General features: G+C 38.7%; 37 protein-coding genes. All 37 read right to left on the reverse strand.

The annotated features are described in order from the left end of the window. Positions 1-11 precede the first annotated feature (11 nt). Complete coding sequence (locus tag I583_RS11975) at positions 12-809, reverse strand: energy-coupling factor transporter transmembrane component T family protein (protein ID WP_034683540.1); 798 nt, start codon at positions 807-809, stop codon at positions 12-14. Further along, positions 806-1675, reverse strand: coding sequence for an energy-coupling factor ABC transporter ATP-binding protein (locus I583_RS11980; protein ID WP_010761662.1), 870 nt, complete (start codon positions 1673-1675; stop codon positions 806-808). Before I583_RS11980 ends, I583_RS11975 begins: the two co-directional genes overlap by 4 nt. After that, positions 1651-2490: an energy-coupling factor ABC transporter ATP-binding protein gene (locus I583_RS11985; protein ID WP_010761663.1), complete on the reverse strand. Its 840-nt coding sequence runs from the start codon at positions 2488-2490 to the stop codon at positions 1651-1653. Before I583_RS11985 ends, I583_RS11980 begins: the two co-directional genes overlap by 25 nt. A 259-nt stretch (positions 2491-2749) precedes the next feature. Further along, complete coding sequence (locus tag I583_RS11990; RefSeq protein ID WP_010761664.1) at positions 2750-3919, reverse strand: M20 family metallopeptidase; 1170 nt, start codon at positions 3917-3919, stop codon at positions 2750-2752. Between the two features lie 15 nt (positions 3920-3934). After that, entirely contained in the window at positions 3935-5134 is a 1200-nt protein-coding gene (locus tag I583_RS11995; protein WP_010761665.1) for a hypothetical protein, read from the reverse strand. Positions 5135-5425: 291 nt separating this feature from the next. After that, positions 5426-5809, reverse strand: coding sequence for a 50S ribosomal protein L17 (gene rplQ / locus I583_RS12000; RefSeq protein WP_010761666.1), 384 nt, complete (start codon positions 5807-5809; stop codon positions 5426-5428). Positions 5810-5836: 27 nt separating this feature from the next. Continuing rightward, positions 5837-6775: a DNA-directed RNA polymerase subunit alpha gene (locus tag I583_RS12005; protein WP_010761667.1), complete on the reverse strand. Its 939-nt coding sequence runs from the start codon at positions 6773-6775 to the stop codon at positions 5837-5839. A gap of 80 nt (positions 6776-6855) precedes the next feature. Then, positions 6856-7245, reverse strand: a complete 390-nt coding sequence (gene rpsK / locus I583_RS12010; protein ID WP_010761668.1) for a 30S ribosomal protein S11 — start codon at positions 7243-7245, stop codon at positions 6856-6858. 27 nt (positions 7246-7272) lie between these two features. Then, a complete protein-coding gene (gene rpsM, locus I583_RS12015; RefSeq protein WP_010761669.1) occupies positions 7273-7638 on the reverse strand; it encodes a 30S ribosomal protein S13 in 366 nt (121 codons plus the stop codon). Between the two features lie 18 nt (positions 7639-7656). After that, entirely contained in the window at positions 7657-7773 is a 117-nt protein-coding gene (gene rpmJ / locus I583_RS12020) for a 50S ribosomal protein L36 (protein ID WP_002288710.1), read from the reverse strand. A gap of 32 nt (positions 7774-7805) precedes the next feature. After that, entirely contained in the window at positions 7806-8024 is a 219-nt protein-coding gene (gene infA, locus I583_RS12025) for a translation initiation factor IF-1 (RefSeq protein ID WP_002356224.1), read from the reverse strand. Between the two features lie 193 nt (positions 8025-8217). After that, positions 8218-8868 (reverse strand): adenylate kinase, encoded by a 651-nt coding sequence (locus tag I583_RS12030; protein ID WP_010761670.1) that lies wholly within the window; start codon positions 8866-8868, stop codon positions 8218-8220. 88 nt (positions 8869-8956) lie between these two features. After that, positions 8957-10255, reverse strand: a complete 1299-nt coding sequence (gene secY / locus I583_RS12035; RefSeq protein WP_010761671.1) for a preprotein translocase subunit SecY — start codon at positions 10253-10255, stop codon at positions 8957-8959. Beyond that, complete coding sequence (rplO, locus tag I583_RS12040; protein ID WP_010761672.1) at positions 10255-10698, reverse strand: 50S ribosomal protein L15; 444 nt, start codon at positions 10696-10698, stop codon at positions 10255-10257. Before rplO ends, secY begins: the two co-directional genes overlap by 1 nt. A gap of 36 nt (positions 10699-10734) precedes the next feature. Continuing rightward, on the reverse strand, positions 10735-10914 hold the full coding sequence (rpmD, locus tag I583_RS12045) for a 50S ribosomal protein L30 (protein WP_010761673.1): 180 nt from the start codon (positions 10912-10914) through the stop codon (positions 10735-10737). Positions 10915-10927: 13 nt separating this feature from the next. Then, positions 10928-11428 carry a 30S ribosomal protein S5 gene (gene rpsE, locus I583_RS12050; protein ID WP_010761674.1) on the reverse strand — a complete coding sequence of 167 codons (501 nt, stop codon included), beginning with the start codon at positions 11426-11428 and terminating at the stop codon, positions 10928-10930. Positions 11429-11448: 20 nt separating this feature from the next. Then, positions 11449-11805, reverse strand: coding sequence for a 50S ribosomal protein L18 (gene rplR / locus I583_RS12055; protein WP_010761675.1), 357 nt, complete (start codon positions 11803-11805; stop codon positions 11449-11451). Between the two features lie 96 nt (positions 11806-11901). Next, positions 11902-12438, reverse strand: coding sequence for a 50S ribosomal protein L6 (gene rplF, locus I583_RS12060; protein ID WP_010761676.1), 537 nt, complete (start codon positions 12436-12438; stop codon positions 11902-11904). Positions 12439-12469: 31 nt separating this feature from the next. Beyond that, complete coding sequence (gene rpsH, locus I583_RS12065) at positions 12470-12868, reverse strand: 30S ribosomal protein S8 (protein WP_010761677.1); 399 nt, start codon at positions 12866-12868, stop codon at positions 12470-12472. Positions 12869-12903: 35 nt separating this feature from the next. Then, on the reverse strand, positions 12904-13089 hold the full coding sequence (locus tag I583_RS12070) for a type Z 30S ribosomal protein S14 (protein ID WP_002356214.1): 186 nt from the start codon (positions 13087-13089) through the stop codon (positions 12904-12906). Positions 13090-13107: 18 nt separating this feature from the next. Next, positions 13108-13647, reverse strand: a complete 540-nt coding sequence (gene rplE / locus I583_RS12075) for a 50S ribosomal protein L5 (protein ID WP_010761678.1) — start codon at positions 13645-13647, stop codon at positions 13108-13110. A gap of 26 nt (positions 13648-13673) precedes the next feature. Continuing rightward, positions 13674-13982, reverse strand: coding sequence for a 50S ribosomal protein L24 (gene rplX, locus I583_RS12080; protein ID WP_010761679.1), 309 nt, complete (start codon positions 13980-13982; stop codon positions 13674-13676). A 34-nt stretch (positions 13983-14016) separates the two neighbouring features. Further along, a complete protein-coding gene (gene rplN / locus I583_RS12085) occupies positions 14017-14385 on the reverse strand; it encodes a 50S ribosomal protein L14 (RefSeq protein WP_010761680.1) in 369 nt (122 codons plus the stop codon). Between the two features lie 59 nt (positions 14386-14444). Continuing rightward, positions 14445-14711, reverse strand: coding sequence for a 30S ribosomal protein S17 (rpsQ, locus tag I583_RS12090; protein ID WP_010761681.1), 267 nt, complete (start codon positions 14709-14711; stop codon positions 14445-14447). 23 nt (positions 14712-14734) lie between these two features. Next, on the reverse strand, positions 14735-14923 hold the full coding sequence (gene rpmC / locus I583_RS12095) for a 50S ribosomal protein L29 (protein ID WP_010761682.1): 189 nt from the start codon (positions 14921-14923) through the stop codon (positions 14735-14737). Beyond that, the gene (rplP, locus tag I583_RS12100; RefSeq protein ID WP_010761683.1) at positions 14913-15347 is read right to left on the reverse strand and encodes a 50S ribosomal protein L16; all 435 of its coding nucleotides are present in this window, start codon (positions 15345-15347) and stop codon (positions 14913-14915) included. Before rplP ends, rpmC begins: the two co-directional genes overlap by 11 nt. 2 nt (positions 15348-15349) lie before the next feature. After that, positions 15350-16006 carry a 30S ribosomal protein S3 gene (rpsC, locus tag I583_RS12105; RefSeq protein ID WP_010761684.1) on the reverse strand — a complete coding sequence of 219 codons (657 nt, stop codon included), beginning with the start codon at positions 16004-16006 and terminating at the stop codon, positions 15350-15352. Between the two features lie 110 nt (positions 16007-16116). Continuing rightward, the gene (rplV, locus tag I583_RS12110; protein ID WP_010761685.1) at positions 16117-16464 is read right to left on the reverse strand and encodes a 50S ribosomal protein L22; all 348 of its coding nucleotides are present in this window, start codon (positions 16462-16464) and stop codon (positions 16117-16119) included. Positions 16465-16485: 21 nt separating this feature from the next. Further along, positions 16486-16764 (reverse strand): 30S ribosomal protein S19, encoded by a 279-nt coding sequence (gene rpsS / locus I583_RS12115; protein ID WP_010761686.1) that lies wholly within the window; start codon positions 16762-16764, stop codon positions 16486-16488. Between the two features lie 42 nt (positions 16765-16806). Beyond that, positions 16807-17637 carry a 50S ribosomal protein L2 gene (gene rplB, locus I583_RS12120; RefSeq protein WP_010761687.1) on the reverse strand — a complete coding sequence of 277 codons (831 nt, stop codon included), beginning with the start codon at positions 17635-17637 and terminating at the stop codon, positions 16807-16809. A 38-nt stretch (positions 17638-17675) separates the two neighbouring features. Further along, on the reverse strand, positions 17676-17966 hold the full coding sequence (gene rplW, locus I583_RS12125) for a 50S ribosomal protein L23 (RefSeq protein ID WP_010761688.1): 291 nt from the start codon (positions 17964-17966) through the stop codon (positions 17676-17678). After that, positions 17966-18589 carry a 50S ribosomal protein L4 gene (gene rplD / locus I583_RS12130; protein WP_010761689.1) on the reverse strand — a complete coding sequence of 208 codons (624 nt, stop codon included), beginning with the start codon at positions 18587-18589 and terminating at the stop codon, positions 17966-17968. Before rplD ends, rplW begins: the two co-directional genes overlap by 1 nt. 25 nt (positions 18590-18614) lie before the next feature. Further along, on the reverse strand, positions 18615-19244 hold the full coding sequence (gene rplC, locus I583_RS12135; RefSeq protein ID WP_010761690.1) for a 50S ribosomal protein L3: 630 nt from the start codon (positions 19242-19244) through the stop codon (positions 18615-18617). Between the two features lie 24 nt (positions 19245-19268). After that, entirely contained in the window at positions 19269-19577 is a 309-nt protein-coding gene (rpsJ, locus tag I583_RS12140; RefSeq protein ID WP_002389727.1) for a 30S ribosomal protein S10, read from the reverse strand. A 387-nt stretch (positions 19578-19964) separates the two neighbouring features. After that, complete coding sequence (locus tag I583_RS12145; protein WP_010761691.1) at positions 19965-20519, reverse strand: DUF2812 domain-containing protein; 555 nt, start codon at positions 20517-20519, stop codon at positions 19965-19967. Further along, the gene (locus tag I583_RS12150; protein WP_010761692.1) at positions 20509-20835 is read right to left on the reverse strand and encodes a PadR family transcriptional regulator; all 327 of its coding nucleotides are present in this window, start codon (positions 20833-20835) and stop codon (positions 20509-20511) included. Before I583_RS12150 ends, I583_RS12145 begins: the two co-directional genes overlap by 11 nt. A gap of 205 nt (positions 20836-21040) precedes the next feature. After that, positions 21041-22228 (reverse strand): elongation factor Tu, encoded by a 1188-nt coding sequence (tuf, locus tag I583_RS12155; protein ID WP_010761693.1) that lies wholly within the window; start codon positions 22226-22228, stop codon positions 21041-21043. Between the last annotated feature and the right edge of the window lie 31 nt (positions 22229-22259).

Raw genomic sequence — 22259 nt, forward strand, 5'->3', positions numbered from 1 at the left:
CACCTTTACTTCTAACTTCTTATAAATATCAATACTGCTGTTAATACCCCAAAAGCTAGCATCACGACAGTATCTGTCAAATGCCAATGAAGAATTCGATATTTCGTCCGGCCGTCTCCACCTTGATAACCGCGTGCTTCCATTGCAGTCGCCAAATCTTCTGCTCGATTAAAACTGCTGACAAACAACGGTATCAGTAGCGGTACAACAGCTTTCATTTTCTGAATCAAATTTCCTTCACCAAAATCGACTCCACGAGCACGCTGAGCGTTCATGATTTTCTCAGTTTCGTCCATTAATGTTGGCACAAAACGCAACGCGATCGACAACATCAACGAGACTTCATGAACAGGAAAACGAACCACTTTTAGCGGACGCAATAAATACTCGATCGCATCTGATAAATCCAGAGGCGGTGTTGTCAATGTTAATAGAGTAGACATAAAGATAATCAACACAAAACGGCAGAAAATAAATAAACCATTGATCACCCCAAATTCCGTGATCGTGAAAATTCCCCATTTAAAGTAAACTTCTCCACCTTGAGTAAACAGCATCTGTAAAGCGACCGTAAATAAAATCAACCAAATCAGTGGTTTGATTCCGCGTATAAAAAATCGAATATTCACTTTAGAAAGAAAAATTGCAAACAATGTAAAAACAGCTAATACGCTATACGTTTGCCAATTATTCGCTAAAAATATAATCCCAATAAAGTAAAAACTAGCAATCAGCTTGGCTCTTGGATCCATCTTATGAATAAATGAATCGCCTGGGATATAACGACCAAAAATCAATTTGTTCATCACAGGCCTTCACCTGCCTTTTTTAAGCCTTTTAATAAATCGTCAGCTAAAGCATCTGCAGTCAACGGTAATTCTTCAAAAGAAAAACCTTTCGCTAGTAATTTCTCTGCAAAGGTCGCAGCAGTTGGTACACCTAATTGTTTTTCTTTCAGCCAGTCAATGTCCTGGAATACTTCTTGCGGTGTACCTGCTTTAACGATTTGGCCTTGTTCTAATACGATCACATGATCTGCATAGTTAGCCACATCATCCATTAAATGAGTCACTAAAACGATCGTCATCCCACGTTCTTCATGCAGACGTTGAAACATTTCCATCATCTCTTTACGCCCTTGCGGATCAAGTCCTGCTGTTGGTTCATCTAAGACTAGTACTTCCGGTTCCATCGCCAAAACACCAGCAATCGCTACACGTCGCATTTGTCCTCCTGATAATTCAAACGGAGAGCGTTCTAAATGACTAGCATCTAGCCCAACTAACTCAAGCATTTCAGCAGCTAATCTTGCCGCATCTTCTCCTGATACGCCAAAATTCTTTGGACCAAAAGCAATGTCTTTTGCTACTGTTTCTTCAAATAGTTGAGCTTCTGGAAATTGAAAGACGATACCGACTTTTTTACGAATCGGTTTTAAATTTTTATTATTTGTTTCTGGAACAATCACTCGATCACCAATTGTTACGGTACCTTTTGTTGGTTTTACTAAAGCGTTCAAATGCTGCAGCAAGGTTGATTTCCCACTACCAGTATGACCAACAATTGCTGTATAAGAACCATTCTCTATCGTCAAATTCAAATCGAATAATGCCCGTTGTTCAAATGGTGTGTGGGGTTGGTAGGTAAAATCTACTTGTTCAAAACGGATGTCCATAACCAATCCACCATCCTTTCTTCAGTCAAATATTCATCTGGCACATCGACACCACGTTGTTTTAACGCAATTTTCAATTTTTCTGGGAAAGGAAGATCTAAGCCCATTTGAATCAATTCAGTTCCAGCTGAGAAAATTTTCTCTGGTGTGCCTTCACTAACTAGCTCACCTTGTTTCATCACTAAAATCCGATTTGCATTAGCCGCTTCATCAATATCATGAGTAATTGAGATAACCGTTAAGTTACTTTCTTCTTTGATTTTTTTGATTGTTGAAATAACTTCTTCCCGTCCTTCTGGATCAAGCATGCTTGTTGCTTCGTCCAAAATGATGATATCTGGACGTAAAGCAACAACACCGGCAATCGCTACACGCTGCTTTTGGCCACCAGACAAACGAGCTGGTTCACGTGTGGCAAAGGTACTCATTCGAACCTTTTCTAAGGCATCTTTCACTCGAACAAGCATTTCCTCTCGAGGAATACCTTGATTCTCTAAGCCAAATGCAACATCATCTTCTACTGTAGATCCGACAAATTGGTTATCAGGATTTTGAAACACCATCCCCACCATTTTACGAATATCCCAAACGTTCGTTTCATTCAGTTCTTTACCGCCAACTGAAATGCTGCCGGAAGCAGGTAATAACAATCCATTGATCGTTTTTGCCAATGTTGATTTCCCTGACCCATTATGTCCAATAATTGCAATCCACTCACCTTGTTGGATGGAAAAAGATACATCTTTCAAAGCGGGAGAAGCATCTTCTGGTTGATAGTTAAAATCGATATTTTTTAATTCAATTATCGGTTGCATCGCGTACTCCCTCAATTATTTAGTCTTACTAACACTAACAAAAAATCAGTGTTTTTTCAATCATCTATTCTTTTCTTTGCACTATTTTCTATTATAACAAAATAAGTCAATTTATGTATATTCTTATCTGTCATGACAGAAAGTTTTTTAAATAATCTATTTATTTACTTACAATAACTAAAAAGGATGAAAGAAAACTAAATTAGCCTTCTCACATCCTTCTTACTATTTACTAGTATTCCCTCCATTGAGGTAACGGTTATTGATTCAAATACTCAAATGCATATTGCGCATATAATTCCGCGCCAATTTCCATAGCATCCTCATCTACATTAAAACGTCCATGATGATGGGCCCACTGTGTATCTTTTTCTGGATTACCACAGCCGACCAAAGCAAAACAACCAGGTGTATTCTCAGTAAAGTAACTGAAATCTTCTCCTCCAGTGGTTGGTGGTTCTTGAATCAGCGCTGACTCCCCAAAGTTTTCTGTGATAATCGATTGAGCAAATAATGCATCTTCTTCATCATTGATCACAGGGACTGTTCCATAATTATAGTCTACTGCTGCTGTACCGCCATACATAGCCGCAGTTTGCTCCGCATAGCGTTTTAAAGCATTTTCCACACGATTACGCGTGGCAATACTAAAACAACGTACAGTGCCTTCTAACCGAGCATTTTCAGCAATCACATTAAACCGTGTACCAACATCCATTTTACCTACAGTCACTACAACTGGATCCAGTGGATTGGTCTCTCTAGAAACGACTGCCTGCACATTCATCACAAAAGAAGAAGCTATCATGGCAGCATCGACACAAGCATCTGGCATTGCGCCATGTCCACCGCGTCCTTTGAAATCGATTGAAAAAATATCTGCTGAAGCAAATGATGAGCCCACAACACAAGAGGCTGTTCCAGAAAGCATCTGCGACCAAATATGAATTCCGAAAACGTCATCCACACCTTCTACAGCCCCTTGAGCAACCATTGCTTTAGCACCCTGAGCATTTTCTTCTGATGGTTGAAAAATAAAACGAACCGTTCCTTTAATCTCCCCTTGCACTTCTTTTAGCGCTTTCGCTGCAGTCAACAACATAGCTGTATGGGCATCATGACCACACGCATGCATTTTCCCATCTTCTAATGACTTATAAGAGATACCCTCAGTCAACTCTTGAACAGGTAATGCATCCATATCCGCACGCAAGGCAACTGTCTTTCCAGGTTGACCACCAACTAGCTCTGCTATGATTCCTGTAGGTTCAGTCTTACGATAAGGAATACCGATTTTGTCTAACGTTTCAGCAACCTTTTCTGTTGTTCTAAATTCTTCAAATTGTAATTCTGGGTGTTGATGTAAGTCTCTTCTAAAATCGATCATTTCATCTTTATACTTTTGGATCAACATTTTTAATTCTTTCATTTTATTCCCTCTTCCCTATAAACTCAATAAAATACTTGAAAAGATTCCGGCTAATACAACTGACACAATGGTAACCGTTATAAAACCAGCAACCAACATTGGCGGCATCATATGACTGGTCAGCGCTTCTTTTTCTTTTTCGTCTTCTGTTAATGACTGGATGACTTCGTTGGTAATGATATAATCAGCTGGAAATCCATATAAAGCAGTCAATGATACAGCAAAGGCCATTTCTTTACTAACGCCTAATAATTTTCCGACAACTGCTGAAAAGACATACATCCCGATAACACCAATAACAATAATACCAACCATTGGTAAAAATAATTCCTCTAACATTTCTGGTGTTGCTTTCTTTAATCCATCAAATATAAATAACATTAATCCCAAAATGGCAAAACCAAAACTATTCGCTTTTTTCAGTGGTTGTTTCTCTAAAAATCCTACTGAAGAAGCGACAACTCCAAAGAATAAACATAAGACAAACGGGCTAATTGAAACAAATGGCGCACTCCATACTGAAACATAATATGCCACTAAAGCCACAATCGCTAAACGAAAGATTCTTGAAAAATCAGTATGGTATTTTTTAGGAATAGTTTCAAATAATCTTGGTATGTCTTCCTCGGCCTCTTTCTCGCCATTTTCTTGCTCATGAACAGGTGTCCACTCGCCTTTTCGGTACTTTTCTAGCATTCGTTTTCCTTCTTTTTTTAGCATAATAGAAGTTAACGGATAACCAGCAAAACCTTGCATTACATATATCAAAATAGCTAAAACTGATAATGATGTCAGTCCTGCTGTTTGAGCTGCTTCTGACATGATCAAAGATGAAACTACCCCTCCAACCAGCGGTGGAACTGCCACTAAAACCGTTTGGAAATCGAAAACTATTGATCCTAGCGTTAATAATAATACGACAATACCTAAAATCCCTGAAAGTGTGATCACAATTGTTTTCCATTGATTGGCTAGTTCTTTAATCGATAATAAAGTTCCCATATTTGTAATTAGTAGGTACATTAATAACGTCGCAACTACTGGTGAAATCCCAGCAATCTCAACAATATTCTCTGGAAAAAAAGTCCAATACCCAACAACAAATAATACTGCACAGACAAAAACAGATGAAATCCATGCTTTCGTTTTACTTGATACGACATCTCCAATATACAAAATAGCCATCAATAACGTGAAAGCTGTCATTTGTGCCATGTTACTCCCCCTTTAAGTCATTACTCTTTATTTGTCTGAAAATTCCGACTAATAAAAGTATACTAAAAATTACACCTAGATGCAATAACATAACACACTTTCTTATCTTTCCCTGTAGCAAACAAAAAAGTCCTAAGAAAAAATCTTAGGACAAAAAAATACACCTTATAATATGATGAGTGCTTCCCTGCCGAACAAGTTCGACAGAGAAAGCGTTGAGCTAGACTAGGAGTCGCCTCCAACATCATAACACTCTAAAAGAATCATCTATAAAGTGACGGTATAGTTTGATTATTTAACAAATTCGATAATTACCATTGGTGCTGCATCTCCGCGTCTTGGTTCTGTCTTCAAGATACGAGTGTAACCACCTTGGCGTTCAGCGTAACGAGGTGCAAGGTCATTGAATAACTTTTGTAAAGCTGATTCAACAACGATTTTTTCGTCTTCTTCACGAACGCTAGCAACTTCATTACGTACAAAAGTAGCTGCTTGACGACGAGCATGAAGATCTCCACGTTTGCCTAAAGTAATCATTTTTTCTGTAGTCGAACGAATTTCTTTCGCACGAGCTTCAGTCGTAACGATACGTTCATTGATAATTAAATCAGTAGTTAAGTCACGCAACATTGCCTTACGTTGGCTTGATGTGCGTCCTAATTTACGATAACCCACGTTGGTTTTCCTCCTTCGTAAAAAGTATTAATCGTCTTTACGTAAGCCTAAACCTAAATCATGTAGTTTTAGTTTAACCTCTTCAAGAGATTTACGACCTAAATTACGTACTTTGATCATTTCTGGTTCAGATTTATTTGTAAGTTCTTGTACAGTGTTAATACCTGCACGTTTTAAACAGTTATATGAACGAACAGACAAGTCTAGTTCTTCGATGGTCATTTCTAGCATTTTTTCTTTTTGTGTTTCTTCTTTTTCAACCATGATTTCAGCGTTTTTCGCTTCATCAGTAAGGTTAACAAAGATGTCTAAATGCTCCGTCATAATCTTAGCAGCTAAGCTAAGGGCTTCTTGAGGAATGATTGAACCATCAGTCCATATTTCCATTGTTAATTTGTCGAAGTCATCACGACGACCAACACGAGTGTTTTCTACTTGATAGTTCACACGACGAACTGGTGTATAGATGGAATCAACAGGTAGAACACCAATTGGCATATCTTCCTTTTTGTTTTCGTCTGCTTGAACATAGCCACGACCAGGTTTCACTGTTAAGCGAGCATGGAAAGTAGCTCCTTCAGAGACACTACAGATAATTAAATCTTTATTCAAGATCTCAACATCGCTGTCGACGATAATATCGCCAGCAGTTACTGTAGCAGGTCCTGTAATATCGATCTCAAGGGTTTTTTCTTCTTCTGCGTAAAGCTTAAGAGCTAAACCTTTAATATTCAAAATAATTTGAGTTACGTCTTCTCTCACACCTTTAATGGTAGAGAATTCATGCAACACACCATCGATCTGAATATTTGTAATAGCCGCACCCGGCAGAGAAGATAATAAAATACGACGTAGAGAATTACCTAAAGTAGTCCCGTAACCTCTTTCCAGTGGTTCAACGACGAACTTGCCATAATCTCTATTCTCATCAATTTTTTCGATTCTTGGTTTTTCAAATTCAATCATTCTTATCTATACCCCTTTCAAAACGAAAAGTGTCTTGTTCAATGACGTTCTTAATTCAAACTCAGAATGAGTGGCACTCATTAAACACGACGGCGTTTTGGAGGGCGGCATCCATTATGAGGAACTGGAGTCACGTCACGAATTGCAGTCACTTCTAAACCTGTTGCTTGCAATGAACGAATCGCTGCTTCACGTCCAGAACCTGGTCCTTTAACTGTTACATCAACAGTTTTAAGTCCGTGTTCTTGTGCTGCTTTAGTTGCAGCTTCTGCGGCCATTTGAGCTGCAAACGGTGTTGATTTTTTGCTTCCTTTAAAACCTAATGATCCTGCTGATGACCATGCTAATGCATTACCATGACTGTCAGTGATCATTACAATTGTATTGTTGAATGTAGAATGGATATGTGCAATCCCAGTTTCTATATTCTTTTTCACACGGCGTTTACGACTAACTTTTTTTGCTGCCATGAAGATCTAACCTCCTTCACTTAGGAATTATTTTTTCTTGCCTGCTACAGTACGAGCTGGGCCTTTACGAGTACGTGCATTATTTTTCGTGTTTTGTCCACGAGTTGGTAATCCACGACGGTGACGGATTCCACGGTATGAACCGATTTCCATCAGACGCTTGATGTTCAAGTTCACTTCACGACGAAGATCACCTTCAACTTTTAACTTATCAATTTCCGCACGGATAGCATCTGTTTGATCATTCGTTAAATCACGAACACGAATATCTTCAGATACGCCAACGTTTGCTAAAACTTTTTTAGCAGTAGTATTACCAATACCAAAAATATAAGTAAGAGAAATTACTACACGTTTATCACGAGGGATGTCTACTCCTGCAATACGAGCCATTCTACGTTACACCTCCTATTATCCTTGACGTTGTTTATGTTTTGGATTTGCTGGGCAAATGACCATAACACGTCCTTTACGGCGAATTACTTTACAATGTTCACACATTGGTTTTACTGATGGTCTTACTTTCATGATAATACCTCCCTGAATTTTACGGAGTACAATTATTTAAAGCGATAAGTGATTCGACCACGAGTTAAATCATATGGAGATAACTCAACAGTTACTTTATCTCCAGGTAAAATTCGAATATAGTGCATACGGATCTTACCGGAAACAGTAGCAAGAACTTGGTGTCCATTTTCTAGTTCAACTTTAAACATTGCATTCGGCAAAGTTTCGACGACTGTACCTTCGACTTCAATCATATCTTCTTTAGCCACGCACAGTACCTCCTTGTACTTGTTTCGCATTTTCACACGATAAAATGGCGGAAACTTCAGCCCCCACCTAGAATTTTCAATTAAACCTCTACAAAAAGGTAGAAGTCGGACTGATATATTCTATCATAAACTATTCTATTTGGCAAGAGAATCTGTATCAAACAAAATGGTAAGTTTGCGGCAATTCAGACAACTATCTTTTTTCAATGATTTCTTTCACTTCAGAAAAAACAGTATCGATCTCGCGATTCCCATCTATTGTATACAATACGTTTTTAGCCTTGTAAAAGTCTAAAATTGGCGCACTGCTTTTGATGTTGACTGCCAGACGGTTTTTGACCGTTTCAGGCTTATCATCTTCTCTTTGATAAAATTCATGTCCGCCGCAACGATCACATGTTCCTTCTACAGTCGGAGGATTGAAGATTTTATGATAAGTTGCGCCACATGAACGGCATATAAACCGGCCAGCTAAGCGTTCAACTAAAATCTCTTCTTCAACATGGATGTCGATGACAGCATCAATTTTTTTATTTAATTCTATTAACATTTTATCTAATGCTTCTGCTTGATCCAAAGTACGTGGAAAACCATCTAATAAAAAGCCTTTATCAGTATCAGGTTCTGCCAAACGTTCTTTGACAATTCCATTTGTTACATCGTCTGGAACCAAAGCACCTTTATCGATATAAGATTTCGCTTCTAAGCCAAGAGCAGTTTCGTTTTTCATCGCTGCACGGAACATATCTCCTGTAGAAATATGAGGAATACCATAAGTATCCACGATCTGTTCAGCTTGAGTTCCTTTGCCTGCTCCAGGCAATCCCATTAAAATGAGGTTCATTTCATTTCCTCCTAATTTTAAAGGCTGGCTTTTGAAGCTAGCCTAGCGAGAGAATGGTGCTGAGGGATAAATCCTCAACACACGACTCTTACTTATTGATAAAGCCAACATATTGACGTTTCAACATTAAACCTTCTAATTGTTTCGCTGTTTCTAAAGCAACACCAATCACAATCAGTAAGCTTGTTCCTCCTAGACCGATAGATTGCGGTAACTTCCAAATCATTTGAGCAATGATCGGTAGTAATGCAACTAAACCTAGGAATATAGAACCGACAACACTTAGTCTCATTAACATTCCAGAAATATATTCTTCTGTCCCTTTACCTGGTCGAACGCTTGGAATATAGCTTCCTTGTTTTTGTAAGTTTTCCGCTAATTTCTCAGGGTTAACTTGAACAAAAGCATAGAAGAATGTGAAAGCAACGATCAGTACAGTATAAATAATTGCACCTGGAACGGTATTGTAACTAAAAATTTGTGTCATTACATCATACCAACCTTCACCAGAATAACTCTTAGAAAAGGCTTGTAAAACAGCATTAGGCGTTGCAATCAACGAACTAGCAAAGATAACTGGGATAACACCGGCAGCATTTACTTTTAACGGTAAATAACTACTTGTTGGTGCACCAGAAACTCGTTTTGTATATTGGATCGGAATTTTTCGTTCTGCTTGCTGGAAAAATGTTACTAATGTAACAATAACCAAAATTGCAACGATTAAAATTGCAATAAAGATCGCAGATTGCCAAATTCTAGAAGACTCAATATTGATAAAGTAATCGTCAACGATTTCTTTGATTCCTTCTGGCAAACGAGAAATAATCCCCGCGAAGATAATCATTGAAACACCATTACCGATTCCTTTTTCAGTAATTTGTTCTCCTAACCAAGTCACAAACATTGTTCCACCGGTTAAAATCACAGAAATCATTACAAAAGTGCTGATGTTAGGATTTTTTACGATCCCAACAGAACTTAATTGATTGAATCCAGCAGTAATCCCAAAAGATTGAGCTATACCCAAGACAATCGTTAGATATCTTGTTGCTTGATTCAATTTCTTACGTCCAACTTCACCTTGTTTCGACCATTCTACAAATTTTGGTACGATATCCATTTGTAATAATTGAATGATGATCGATGCTGTAATGTATGGCGAAACCCCCATCGAGAAGATAGAGAAGTTTTGCATAGCACTACCACTGACCATATTCAACATATTTAAAAATGGTAAATTGCTTAAGTCTTGCAAACCTTTTGCATTTACGCCAGGTACAGTTATATGCGCACCTAAACGAAATACAAAAAGAATGAATACAGTAAACAAAATTTTTGATCTAATGTCTTTGACTTTAAAAGCATCTTTTAATAGTTTAAACATTAGATCACCTCGATTGATCCACCAGCTGCAACAATTGCTTCTTCTGCTGCTTTAGAGAATTTAGCTGCTTTCACAGTTAATTTTTTAGTTGTTAATTCACCATTAGCAAGTACTTTGATTCCAGCTTTTTCGTTTTTCACGATTCCAGCTTCGATTAAGCCTGCAGGTGTTACTTCAGTTCCATCTTCGAAACGATTTAAGACATCTAAGTTGATGACTGCATAATCTTTGCGGTTGATGTTCGTGAAGCCGCGTTTTGGTAAACGACGGAATAATGGAGTTTGACCCCCTTCAAATCCAAGTCTTACACCACCGCCTGAACGAGCTTTTTGCCCTTTTTGTCCACGGCCGGCAGTTTTACCATTACCAGATGAAGTACCACGTCCAACACGGTTACGTACTTGGCGTGAACCTTCAGCAGGTTTCAATTCATGAAGTTTCATTGGTTTGGCACCTCCTTAACAATGTACTATTGTAAATTAAACTTCTTCAACGTCCACTAAATGTGACACAGTGTTGATCATACCTTTGATTGCTTCGTTCGCAGGTTTCACAACAGAGCTGTTTAGTTTACCTAAACCTAGTGCTTTAACTGTATCTTTTTGGTTTTGAGGACGTCCGATAACGCTGCGTTTTAATGTAACTTTTAATTCAGCCATTATTTTGTCCTCCTTATCCTAAGATTTCTTCTACAGATTTACCGCGAAGTGCTGCCACTTCTTCGGCACGTTTTAATTGTTTTAACCCTTCAACTGTTGCGCGAACAACGTTGATTGGTGTATTTGAACCTAATGATTTTGATGTGATATCTGCTACACCAGCTAATTCCAATACGGCACGAACTGGTCCACCAGCGGCTACCCCAGAACCTTCTACTGCAGGTTTCATAAGGATACGGCCACCACCAAATACCCCGATCACTTCGTGAGGGATACTAGAACCAACCATAGGCACTTCAACTAAGTTTTTCTTCGCGTCTTCGATTGCTTTACGGATTGCTTCTGGCACTTCTTGTGCTTTACCAGTCCCAAAGCCAACGTGACCGTTTTTATCTCCCACAACAACTAGTGCTGCAAAGCGTAGACGACGTCCACCTTTAACAACTTTAGTTACACGGTTGATAGAAACCACGCGGTCTTCTAATTCCAAGTGTTTTGGATCAATATAAACCATGAATGGTGTTCCTCCTTCTCCTAAAATTCTAGTCCATTTTCACGCGCTGCTTCAGCTAAAGCTTGCACGCGGCCATGGTAAAGGTATCCACCACGGTCAAAGACTACTACTTTAACGCCTTTTTCAGCGGCACGTTCAGCGATTAATTTACCAACAGCTGCGGCTGTTTCTGTTTTGTTTCCACCTGAAATTTCTTTATCTAAGGCAGAGGCACTTGCTAGCGTTACACCCGCTACGTCATCAATGATTTGAGCGTAGATGTTTTTGTTAGAACGGAATACGTTCAAGCGTGGGCACTCAGCAGTACCAGAGATTTTGTTACGTACACGACGATGTCTCTTTTGACGTGTTTTGTTTTTATCTGGTTTTGTAATCACAATTGTCACCTCTTTATATTTGCTAGCTATTAAGCTGCGATAGACAACGGATCGTTATTTTTCAAACAGTGTTGAAAAATAACTCTCAAGCTGCTATTATTTACCAGTTTTACCTTCTTTACGACGTACGAATTCGCCAACATAACGGATTCCTTTGCCTTTATAAGGTTCTGGAGGACGAGTACCACGAATATTTGCTGCTAATTCACCAACGTGTTCTTTGTTAGCGCCTTTTACAACGACTTGTGTATTCGAAGGTACTTCTACAGTTACACCAGCTGGTGGTGTGATTTCTACTGGATGAGAATACCCAACGTTAAGAACTAATGTAGTCCCTTGCATTTGAGCACGGTATCCAACCCCGATAAGTTCAAGACCTTTTTCAAAGCCTGTACTTACACCAACAACCATGTTGTTGAAGTTCGCACGAGTTGTTCCGTGAATTGTTTTCATGTCTTTGCTATCATTTGGACGAGTGAATGTTACTTCATTTCCTTCGATATTCATTTTGATATCAGCAGAAAATTCACGTGTTAATTCACCTTTAGGTCCTTTTACAGTAATGTTGTTTCCTTCTTGTTTGACTTCAACGCCAGCAGGAAGTACAACGATTTTATTACCAATACGGCTCACTTAGAGACACCTCCTTGTGTGTTTTTTTAAATTACCATACGTAGGCGATTACTTCGCCGCCGATGTTTTTAGCTCTTGCTTCTTTATCAGTTACAACACCTTCAGAAGTAGAGATAATCGCGATTCCTAGACCATTCAATACTTTAGGCACTTCGTCAGATTTGACATAAGCACGTAAACCTGGTTTAGAGATACGTTTTAAGTTTGTGATAACACGTTCTTCGTTTTTACCGTATTTAAGGAAAACACGAATCACGCCTTGTTTGTCATCTTCGATATATTCTACATCGCGTACAAAACCTTCACGTTTCAAGATTTCAGCGATATCACGTTTGATTTTTGACGCAGGCACTTCTAAGCTTTCATGTTTAACCATGTTTGCATTACGAATGCGCGTTAGAAAATCTGCAATTGGATCTGTCATGACCATTGAACTATTTACCTCCTTTATGCGAGTTTACTTGTTTACCAGCTAGCTTTCTTCACGCCGGGAATTTGACCTTTATAGGCAAGTTCGCGGAAGCAAATACGGCAAAGATGAAATTTACGATAAACTGAATGTGGACGTCCGCAACGTTCACAACGAGTATACGCTTGTGTTGAATGTTTTGCAGGGCGTTTGTTTTTAGCAATCATTGATTTTTTAGCCACGTAGTTCGCCTCCTTTTATTATTTTTGGAATGGCATACCTAATTGTGCCAACAATTCACGAGATTCTTCATCTGTGTTTGCTGTTGTTACAATAACGATGTCCATACCGCGTACTTTATCTACTAAATCATAATCAACTTCTGGGAAGATTAATTGTTCTTTAATACCTAAAGTGTAGTTACCACGTCCATCGAAGGCTTTTTTGCTTACTCCGTGGAAGTCACGTACACGAGGTAGAGAAACAGATACTAATTTATCTAAAAATTCGTACATTCTTTCTCCGCGTAATGTAACTTTCGCACCGATTGGCATTCCTTCACGTAAACGGAAACCAGCGATTGATTTCTTAGCTTTAGTGATTAAAGGTTTTTGACCTGTGATCAATGCTAATTCTTCAACTGCTTTATCTAAGTTTTTCGCGTTTGAAACAGCGTCACCCACACCCATGTTAATAACGATTTTATCAACTTTAGGTGTTTGCATAACTGAACTATAATTAAATTTTTCCACTAATGATGGAGTAATTTCTTTAATATATTTTTCTTTCAGGCGGTTCATTTAGTAAGCCCCTCCTTCCTTTTAATCTATTTATCTAAGACTTCACCGGTTTTTTTAGAAACACGGACTTTTTTACCATCGACTTCTTTGTAACCTACACGACCAGCTACACCTGTTCCGTCAATCACCATTACATTAGAAACATGAATCGGCGCTTCGACTTCTAGGATTCCGCCTTGCGGCGCTGCTTGGTTAGGTTTTTGGTGTTTTTTCATGATGTTAACACCTTCAACGATGACTTTGTCTTTTTTAGGAAACGCTGCTAATACAACGCCTTCTTTATTTTTGTCTTTACCAGTGATAATTTTCACTTTATCGCCTTTTTTAACAAACATTACTGTTTCGCACCTCCTTTGATACGTGTCCTGATTATAATACTTCTGGTGCTAGAGAAACGATCTTCATGAAGTTGTTTTCACGTAATTCACGTGCAACAGGACCGAAGATACGAGTTCCACGCGGGCTTTTATCATCACGAATAATTACAGCAGCATTTTCATCAAATTTGATGTATGAACCGTCTGTACGACGAGCTCCTGATTTTGTACGAACGATAACGGCTTTTACGACTTCACCTTTTTTGACAACCCCACCTGGCGTTGCATGTTTAACCGTAGCAACAATCACGTCACCAATATTAGCAGTTTTACGTCCAGAACCACCTAGTACTTTAATCGTTAAGATTTCACGAGCACCTGAGTTATCTGCGACTTTTAATCGGCTTTCTTGTTGGATCACGATGTGTATCCCCCTTTCAGATTTTATGTTTCAATCTATATAGGAAAATCTCGTTTTTATTAGATAATAACTGCTTCTTCGACTACCTCTAGTAAACGGAAACGTTTTGTAGCTGATAATGGACGAGTTTCCATGATTCTTACGATGTCTCCAACTTTTGCAGTGTTGTTTTCATCATGAGCTTTGTATTTCTTAGAATATTTCATACGTTTACCATAAATAGGATGGTTTTTCTTTGTTTCTACGACAACAGTGATAGTTTTATCCATCTTATCTGAAACAACACGACCTTGGTAAACTTTGCGTTGATTTCTTTCTTCAGTCATACGCGTTTGGCCTCCTTCCACTATTAGTTAGCTTGTTCACGCAATACTGTTTTGATGCGTGCAATCGATTGACGTACTTCTTGAATACGTGCAGTGTTTTCTAATTGACCTGTTGCTAGTTGGAATCTAAGATTAAATAATTCTTCTTTGAATTGCTTTTCTTTTTCAAGCATTTCGGCAGTGGTTAATTCTCTGATTTCTTTAACCTTCATTCGATTCACCACCCATTTCCTCACGTTTTACAATTTTGGTTTTCACCGGTAATTTGTGGGATGCAAGGCGAAGTGCTTCACGAGCTACTTCTTCAGGTACGCCTGCGATTTCAAACATGATCTTGCCACGTTTAACTGGTGAAACCCAGCCTTCAGGTGCCCCTTTACCTTTACCCATACGAACACCGATAGCTTTACTTGTGTATGATTTGTGAGGGAAAATTTTAATCCATACTTTCCCGCCACGTTTCATATAACGAGTCATAGCAATACGGGCAGCTTCGATTTGTCGGTTAGTAATCCAGTGAGATTCAGTTGCTTGTAAACCCCATTCACCAAATGTTACTTCTTTTCCACCTTTGGCTTCACCACGCATTTTACCTCTAAATTCACGACGGTGTTTTACACGTTTAGGTACTAACATGATTATTTCCCTCCTTTCTCAGCGTTTTTTTTCGTTGGAAGAATTTCTCCACGGTAAATCCACACTTTAACTCCTAATTTTCCGTAAGTTGTGTCTGCTTCTTCCCATGCGTAATCAATATCAGCACGCAAAGTGTGAAGTGGAACTGTACCTTCAGAGTAACCTTCTGAACGAGCGATATCAGCACCGTTTAAACGACCTGATACTTGTGTTTTGATTCCTTTAGCGCCTGAACGCATAGTGCGTTGGATCGCTTGTTTTTGAGCACGACGGAAAGCAACACGGTTTTCTAATTGACGTGCAATTCCTTCGCCTACTAATTTTGCATCTAAATCTGGTTTTTTGATTTCAATGATGTTGATATGAACTCTTTTACCAGTCAATGAATTTAATGATTTTCTTAGGTTTTCGACTTCAGATCCGCCTTTACCGATAACCATACCTGGTTTAGCTGTGTGGATTGAAATATTCACACGATTTGCAGCGCGCTCGATCTCAATTGTAGACACAGCGGCATCAGCAAGTTTTGTCGCGATAAATTTACGGATTCTTAAATCTTCGTGTAAGAACTCAGCATACTCTTTTTCAGCATACCATTTTGCATCCCAGTCGCGGATGATGCCTACACGCATTCCTATTGGATGTACTTTTTGACCCACTGATTGTCCCTCCTCTTAATCTTTTAAGGTTCGGTTGCCACTATTTCAAAATGCTAATGCATTAAGAATAATGGACCTCCTCTTATCAAGTGACATCTGTTTAAAACAGATTATTTTTCTGATACGACTACTGTAAGATGACTTGTACGTTTATTGATTGGTGATGCTGAACCTTTTGCACGTGGACGGAAGCGTTTCATTGTTGGTCCTTCGTTGACAAATGCTTCAGATACTACTAAGTTTTCAACGTCTAAGTCAAAGTTATTTTCTGCGTTAGCAACTGCTGACATTAAAACTTTTTCAATGATTCCAGCAGATTTGTTTGGCATGAATTTCAAGATAGAAATTGCATCCGCAACGCTTTTACCTCTGATAAGATCGATTACTAAACGGGCTTTACGAGGTGAAGTGCGAACTGTTTTAGCAGTTGCCTTAGCTGATGTAATTTGTTCTGACATTTGCATTTCCTCCCCTCAAAATTAACGTCTAGTTTTCTTATCGTCGGCTCCGTGGCCACGATAAGTTCTAGTTGGTGCAAATTCACCTAATTTATGTCCTACCATGTCTTCTTGGATGTATACAGGAACGTGTTTACGTCCATCATATACGGCAATTGTAAATCCAACAAATGTTGGAAAAATTGTAGAACGGCGAGACCAAGTTTTAATTACTTTCTTTTTTTCGGCACCTTGTTGAGCTTCTACTTTTTTCATTAAATGCTCATCAGCGAAAGGTCCTTTTTTCAAACTACGACCCATGGTGAACCTCCTCTCAAAATGTACGACACATGGTCAAAAAAATTATTTAGTACGACGACGAACGATAAGTTTGTCTGATTTAGCTTTTTTATTACGAGTTTTCAAGCCGATAGCTGGTTGACCCCAAGGTGATACTGGAGCTTTACGTCCAATCGGTTGTTTACCTTCACCACCACCGTGTGGGTGATCGTTCGGGTTCATTACGCTACCACGTACAGTTGGGCGTTTACGCATCCAACGAGAGCGGCCTGCTTTACCAATGTTGATTAATTCGTGTTGTTCGTTACCAACTGAACCGATTGTTGCACGGCAAGTTGCCAAGATCATACGAACTTCACCTGAGTTCAAACGGATTAATACGTATTTGCCTTCTTTACCAAGTACTTGAGCACTTGTTCCAGCAGAACGGATCAATTGACCGCCTTTACCAGGTTTCATTTCAATATTGTGGACAACAGTACCTACTGGAATATTTTCCAATGGTAATGCGTTCCCTACTTTAATATCTGCTTCAGTACCGGAAACAAGGCGCATGCCTACTTCCAATCCTTTTGGTGCTAGAATGTATGCTTTGATTCCATCTTCGTAATGTACTAACGCGATGTTAGCAGAACGGTTTGGATCATACTCGATAGTTTTGACAACCGCTACAACGTTATCTTTATTACGTTTGAAGTCGATCATACGGTATTGACGTTTGTGACCGCCACCTTGATGACGAACTGTAATACGACCATTGTTGTTACGACCGGCATGGTTTTTTAATGGCGCCAACAACGATTTTTCAGGTGTTGATGTCGTGATTTCAGCAAAATCAGATGCTGTCATATTACGACGGCCATTTGTGGTAGGTTTATACTTTTTAATCGCCACGTCTTTTTCCCTCCCATTTAATAGTTAACATGGACTGCTTATTCAGCAGCATCGAAAATTTGAATTTCTTTTGAATCATCTGTTAATGTCACAACAGCTTTGCGACGTTTTTTTGTGTAACCAGCGTGTTTGCCCATACGTTTAAATTTAGGGCGCACGTTAATGATGTTTACGTTTTTAACTTTAACATCAAATGCTGCTACAACAGCTTGTTTTACTAAAGTTTTGTTTGCGCGAGTGTCCACTTCGAAAGTGTATTTCTTTTCGTCCATAGCAAGCATGGATTTTTCAGTGATCACTGGGCGTTTGATTACGTCTAGTAAGTTCATTATGCAAGCACCTCCTCAATTTGAGTAAGAGCAGTTTGTGTTGCCAATACTTTAGTATTAGAAACGATATCTAAAACACTTACGTTATCAGAAGTTACTACAGAAACGTTTGGTAGATTACGTGCAGACAATGCTGCAAAATCATTTCCTGTTTCTAAAACAACTAATACTTTCGCATCAATAGATAAGTTAGTTAAAACTTGTTTGAATTCTTTTGTTTTTGGTGCATCAAAGCCTAACGCTTCAACTGCTACCAAGTTGTTTTCAGCAACTTTATCTGACAATACAGATTTCATTGCTAAACGACGAACTTTTTTAGGAAGTTTGTAGCTGTAAGAACGCGGTGTTGGTCCGAAGACTACGCCACCTCCACGCCATTGTGGTGAACGAATTGAACCTTGACGAGCACGACCAGTTCCTTTTTGACGCCATGGTTTACGGCCACCGCCACGAACTTCTCCGCGGTGTTTTACTGAGTGTGTACCTTGTCTTAATGAAGCACGTTGCATGATGATTGCATCGTAGACAACAGTTTCATTTGGTTCGATTCCGAAAATCTCTTCGTTTAAAGTGATTTCACCATTTTGAGTTCCATCTTGTTTAAATAATGCTACATTCGGCATTCCTTAGTTCCTCCTTTCCCTACGCTTATTTAGCTTTCACAGCTGATTTGATTGTGATTAATGATTTTTTCGCTCCAGGAATGTTACCTTTGATCATGATTACATTTCTTTCAGCGTCCACTTTAACAATTTCAAGGTTTTGAATTGTTACGCGGTTGCCACCCATACGGCCAGCAAGTTTTTTATTTTTAAATACACGGTTAGGCGCAACTGGACCCATTGACCCAGGACGACGGTGGTAACGAGAACCGTGAGACATTGGTCCGCGGCTTTGTCCGTGACGTTTGATAACGCCTTGGAATCCTTTACCTTTCGAAGTCCCTGTAACATCAATAATGTCTCCTGCTTGGAAAACATCTACCTTAATTTCTTTACCTACTTCATATTCTCCTAGCTCAACATTTTTGAATTCCTTAATGAAGCGCTTAGGAGCCGTGTTTGCTTTTGCAACATGACCTTTCGCAGGTTTGTTTGATAAAACTTCACGTTTGTCTTGGTAACCGATTTGGATAGCTTCGTATCCATCAGTCTCAACAGTTTTTACTTGTAAAACTACGTTTGGCGTAGCTTCAACTACTGTTACTGGAATTAACTCACCAGACTCAGTAAAGATTTGTGTCATTCCCACTTTTTTCCCTAAGATTCCTTTGGTCATGAGTACACCTCCATTGTCTTGATTTTATAGTTTGATTTCAATATTCACACCAGATGGTAAGTCAAGCTTCATTAAAGCATCAACTGTTTTTGGTGTTGGGTTCACAATGTCGATTAGACGTTTGTGCGTACGCATTTCGAATTGTTCGCGTGAATCTTTGTATTTATGAGTCGCACGAATAACTGTGTAAAGCGAGCGTTCTGTTGGTAATGGAATTGGTCCTGACACGTCAGCTCCAGTTCTTTTTGCTGTTTCCACAATTTTATCCGCTGATTGATCTAAAATACGGTGTTCATACGCTTTTAAACGGATACGAATTTTTTGTTTTGCCATCTTGTTCCCTCCTTCGCCTATTTTGAAAGTAGACATAGCTCCACGAAAATTTTTCCGTCACGCTCGTTCGTGGCAAAGCGTCCGGGCGTGTCGCAACCTCTCGTTTCTTAGCCGGTAGATCAAAAGCTTGATTTACCAATGCTTATTACACTTCTGTAAATAGCACCTTTGTAATTATATTATAGAAACATAGTAATAGCAAGGTTTTTTTCAGAAAAAAGATTTTTTTTTACTGCAAGCATTTTCTTGAAAAGCATTATAGTATCCTAAACTAATTTAAACATGCTTATCTATCCATATTATAGTAGAAAAAATCGGAACATAAATGCTTATTCGAATTTCAAGTGGCTGGGATATAACTTTACGAGCTATATCCCAGCCACTTGCTTATTTCAATTCTTCTCTTTTAATAATCTCAGTAAGTTTCAAAAAATTTCTTAAGTGAACTCCTAATAAAATAACTGTAATCCCTATAACTAGCACAAGTAAGGCAAGTAAAACATTACTTCTTCCTTCGCTTCTATTCAGCAATACAGGTATTAAATAGCTCAGTGGAACTAATGCAGCTAATGCAATCATACCTTGAAATTTCACAACTTTTTTTGCCATTTCCGCACGAGACGGGGCATCACTAAAAATAGCATTTTCTTCTTCTATTTCAGATTTTAGCTTTCTAAAATAATACCAATTACCATATTTATAAAAATACTCCCAACCACAATCTTCAAATAATTGTAGATATTCTCCCAAGTCATTTCCTTGTTGTTTAAAATCTAGTTGGTATACATACTCTTGCGGTTCACATTTTTCAAAAATATAGGTACTAAACGGTAGTTTTAAATCCACCATTTTCCACCCATTTTTATGTTCTTCTTGTAAAAAATTTTCTTCCTCTACATAATCTGCCAACTCAAATCGCCTTCTTATTTTTTTAGTCTCCATCGATTTTCTCCCCAATACTATTTTTATACAATCGTTTAATTCGATTGATTTCGTGAACAAGTATTTCTTCTCCAAGAGCTGTTATTAGATAGCTTTTTCGTCTGTTTTCTTCTTTTGTCGCTTGTATCAAACCATCTTTCTCCATTTTACTGAGACTTCCATACATCGTTCCTGCACTAATAATAATTTCTTGCCCTGTCAGCTCTTTCACATACTGAATGATATTATATCCATGACGCTCTTCTTTAAGTGCGAACAATATATAAAAACCTGTTTCCGTCATTGGTATATAGATTCGTTTTAGCTTTTCTTCCATCCATCCGTTCCTTCTTTTCTTTTTTATATCGAGTCACGATACATCACATCCCTACATTACATCGAACCTCGATATAAGTCAAGCCCATTTTAAAGGAAAGTTGTTAAAAATTAAAAACAAAAAAAGCCGAAGGGGAATCCCTTCGACTTACGTCCGAGTACGCCGATGTTTTACGTCGGTTTTGTTACTTTATATTAATCTGTAATTATTTAGTGATTTCAGAAACAACGCCTGAACCAACAGTACGTCCGCCTTCACGAATAGAGAAACGAGTTCCGTCTTCGATAGCGATTGGGTGGATTAATTCAACGTCCATTGCAACGTTATCACCAGGCATTACCATTTCAACGCCTTCTGGTAATTCAACTACACCAGTTACGTCAGTTGTACGGAAGTAGAACTGAGGACGGTAGTTAGTGAAGAATGGAGTGTGACGTCCGCCTTCTTCTTTTGATAAAACATAAACTTCAGCTTTAAATTTTGTGTGTGGAGTGATTGAAGCAGGTTTTGCCAATACTTGTCCACGCTCGATATCTTCACGTGCAACACCACGTAATAAAGCACCGATGTTATCGCCAGCTTCAGCGTAGTCTAACAATTTACGGAACATTTCAACACCAGTAACTGTTGTTTTAGCAGTATCTTCTTTAATACCAACGATTTCGATTTCGTCACCAACGCGAACTTCTCCACGTTCAACACGGCCAGTAGCAACTGTACCACGTCCAGTGATTGAGAATACGTCTTCGACTGGCATCATGAATGGTTTGTCAGTATCACGAGTTGGAGTTGGGATGTACTCGTCAACTGCAGCCATTAATTCCATGATTTTTTCTTCGTATGAAGCGTCGCCTTCTAATGCTTTCAAAGCAGAACCAGCGATAACAGGAGTGTCGTCACCTGGGAAATCATATTCAGATAATAAATCACGAACTTCCATTTCTACTAATTCTAATAATTCTTCGTCATCTACCATATCCATTTTGTTTAAGAAAACAACGATGTATGGTACACCAACGTTACGTGATAACAAGATGTGCTCACGAGTTTGAGGCATAGGACCATCAGCAGCAGATACTACTAAGATAGCTCCATCCATTTGTGCAGCACCAGTGATCATGTTTTTAACGTAATCCGCGTGTCCTGGGCAATCCACGTGTGCATAGTGACGAGCATCAGTTTCATACTCGATGTGAGAAGTGTTGATTGTGATACCACGTTCTTTTTCTTCTGGAGCGTTATCGATATCAGCATAGTTTTGAGCTTCACCGCCACCGTGTTTAGCTAACACAGTTGCGATTGCAGCAGTTAATGTAGTTTTACCATGGTCAACGTGTCCAATAGTACCAATGTTTACATGGGGTTTAGAACGGTCAAATTTTTCTTTAGCCATTTTAAATGTTCCTCCTAAAATATATGAATTT

This window comes from Enterococcus haemoperoxidus ATCC BAA-382 (genome assembly GCF_000407165.1).
Lineage (GTDB): Bacteria > Bacillota > Bacilli > Lactobacillales > Enterococcaceae > Enterococcus_L > Enterococcus_L haemoperoxidus.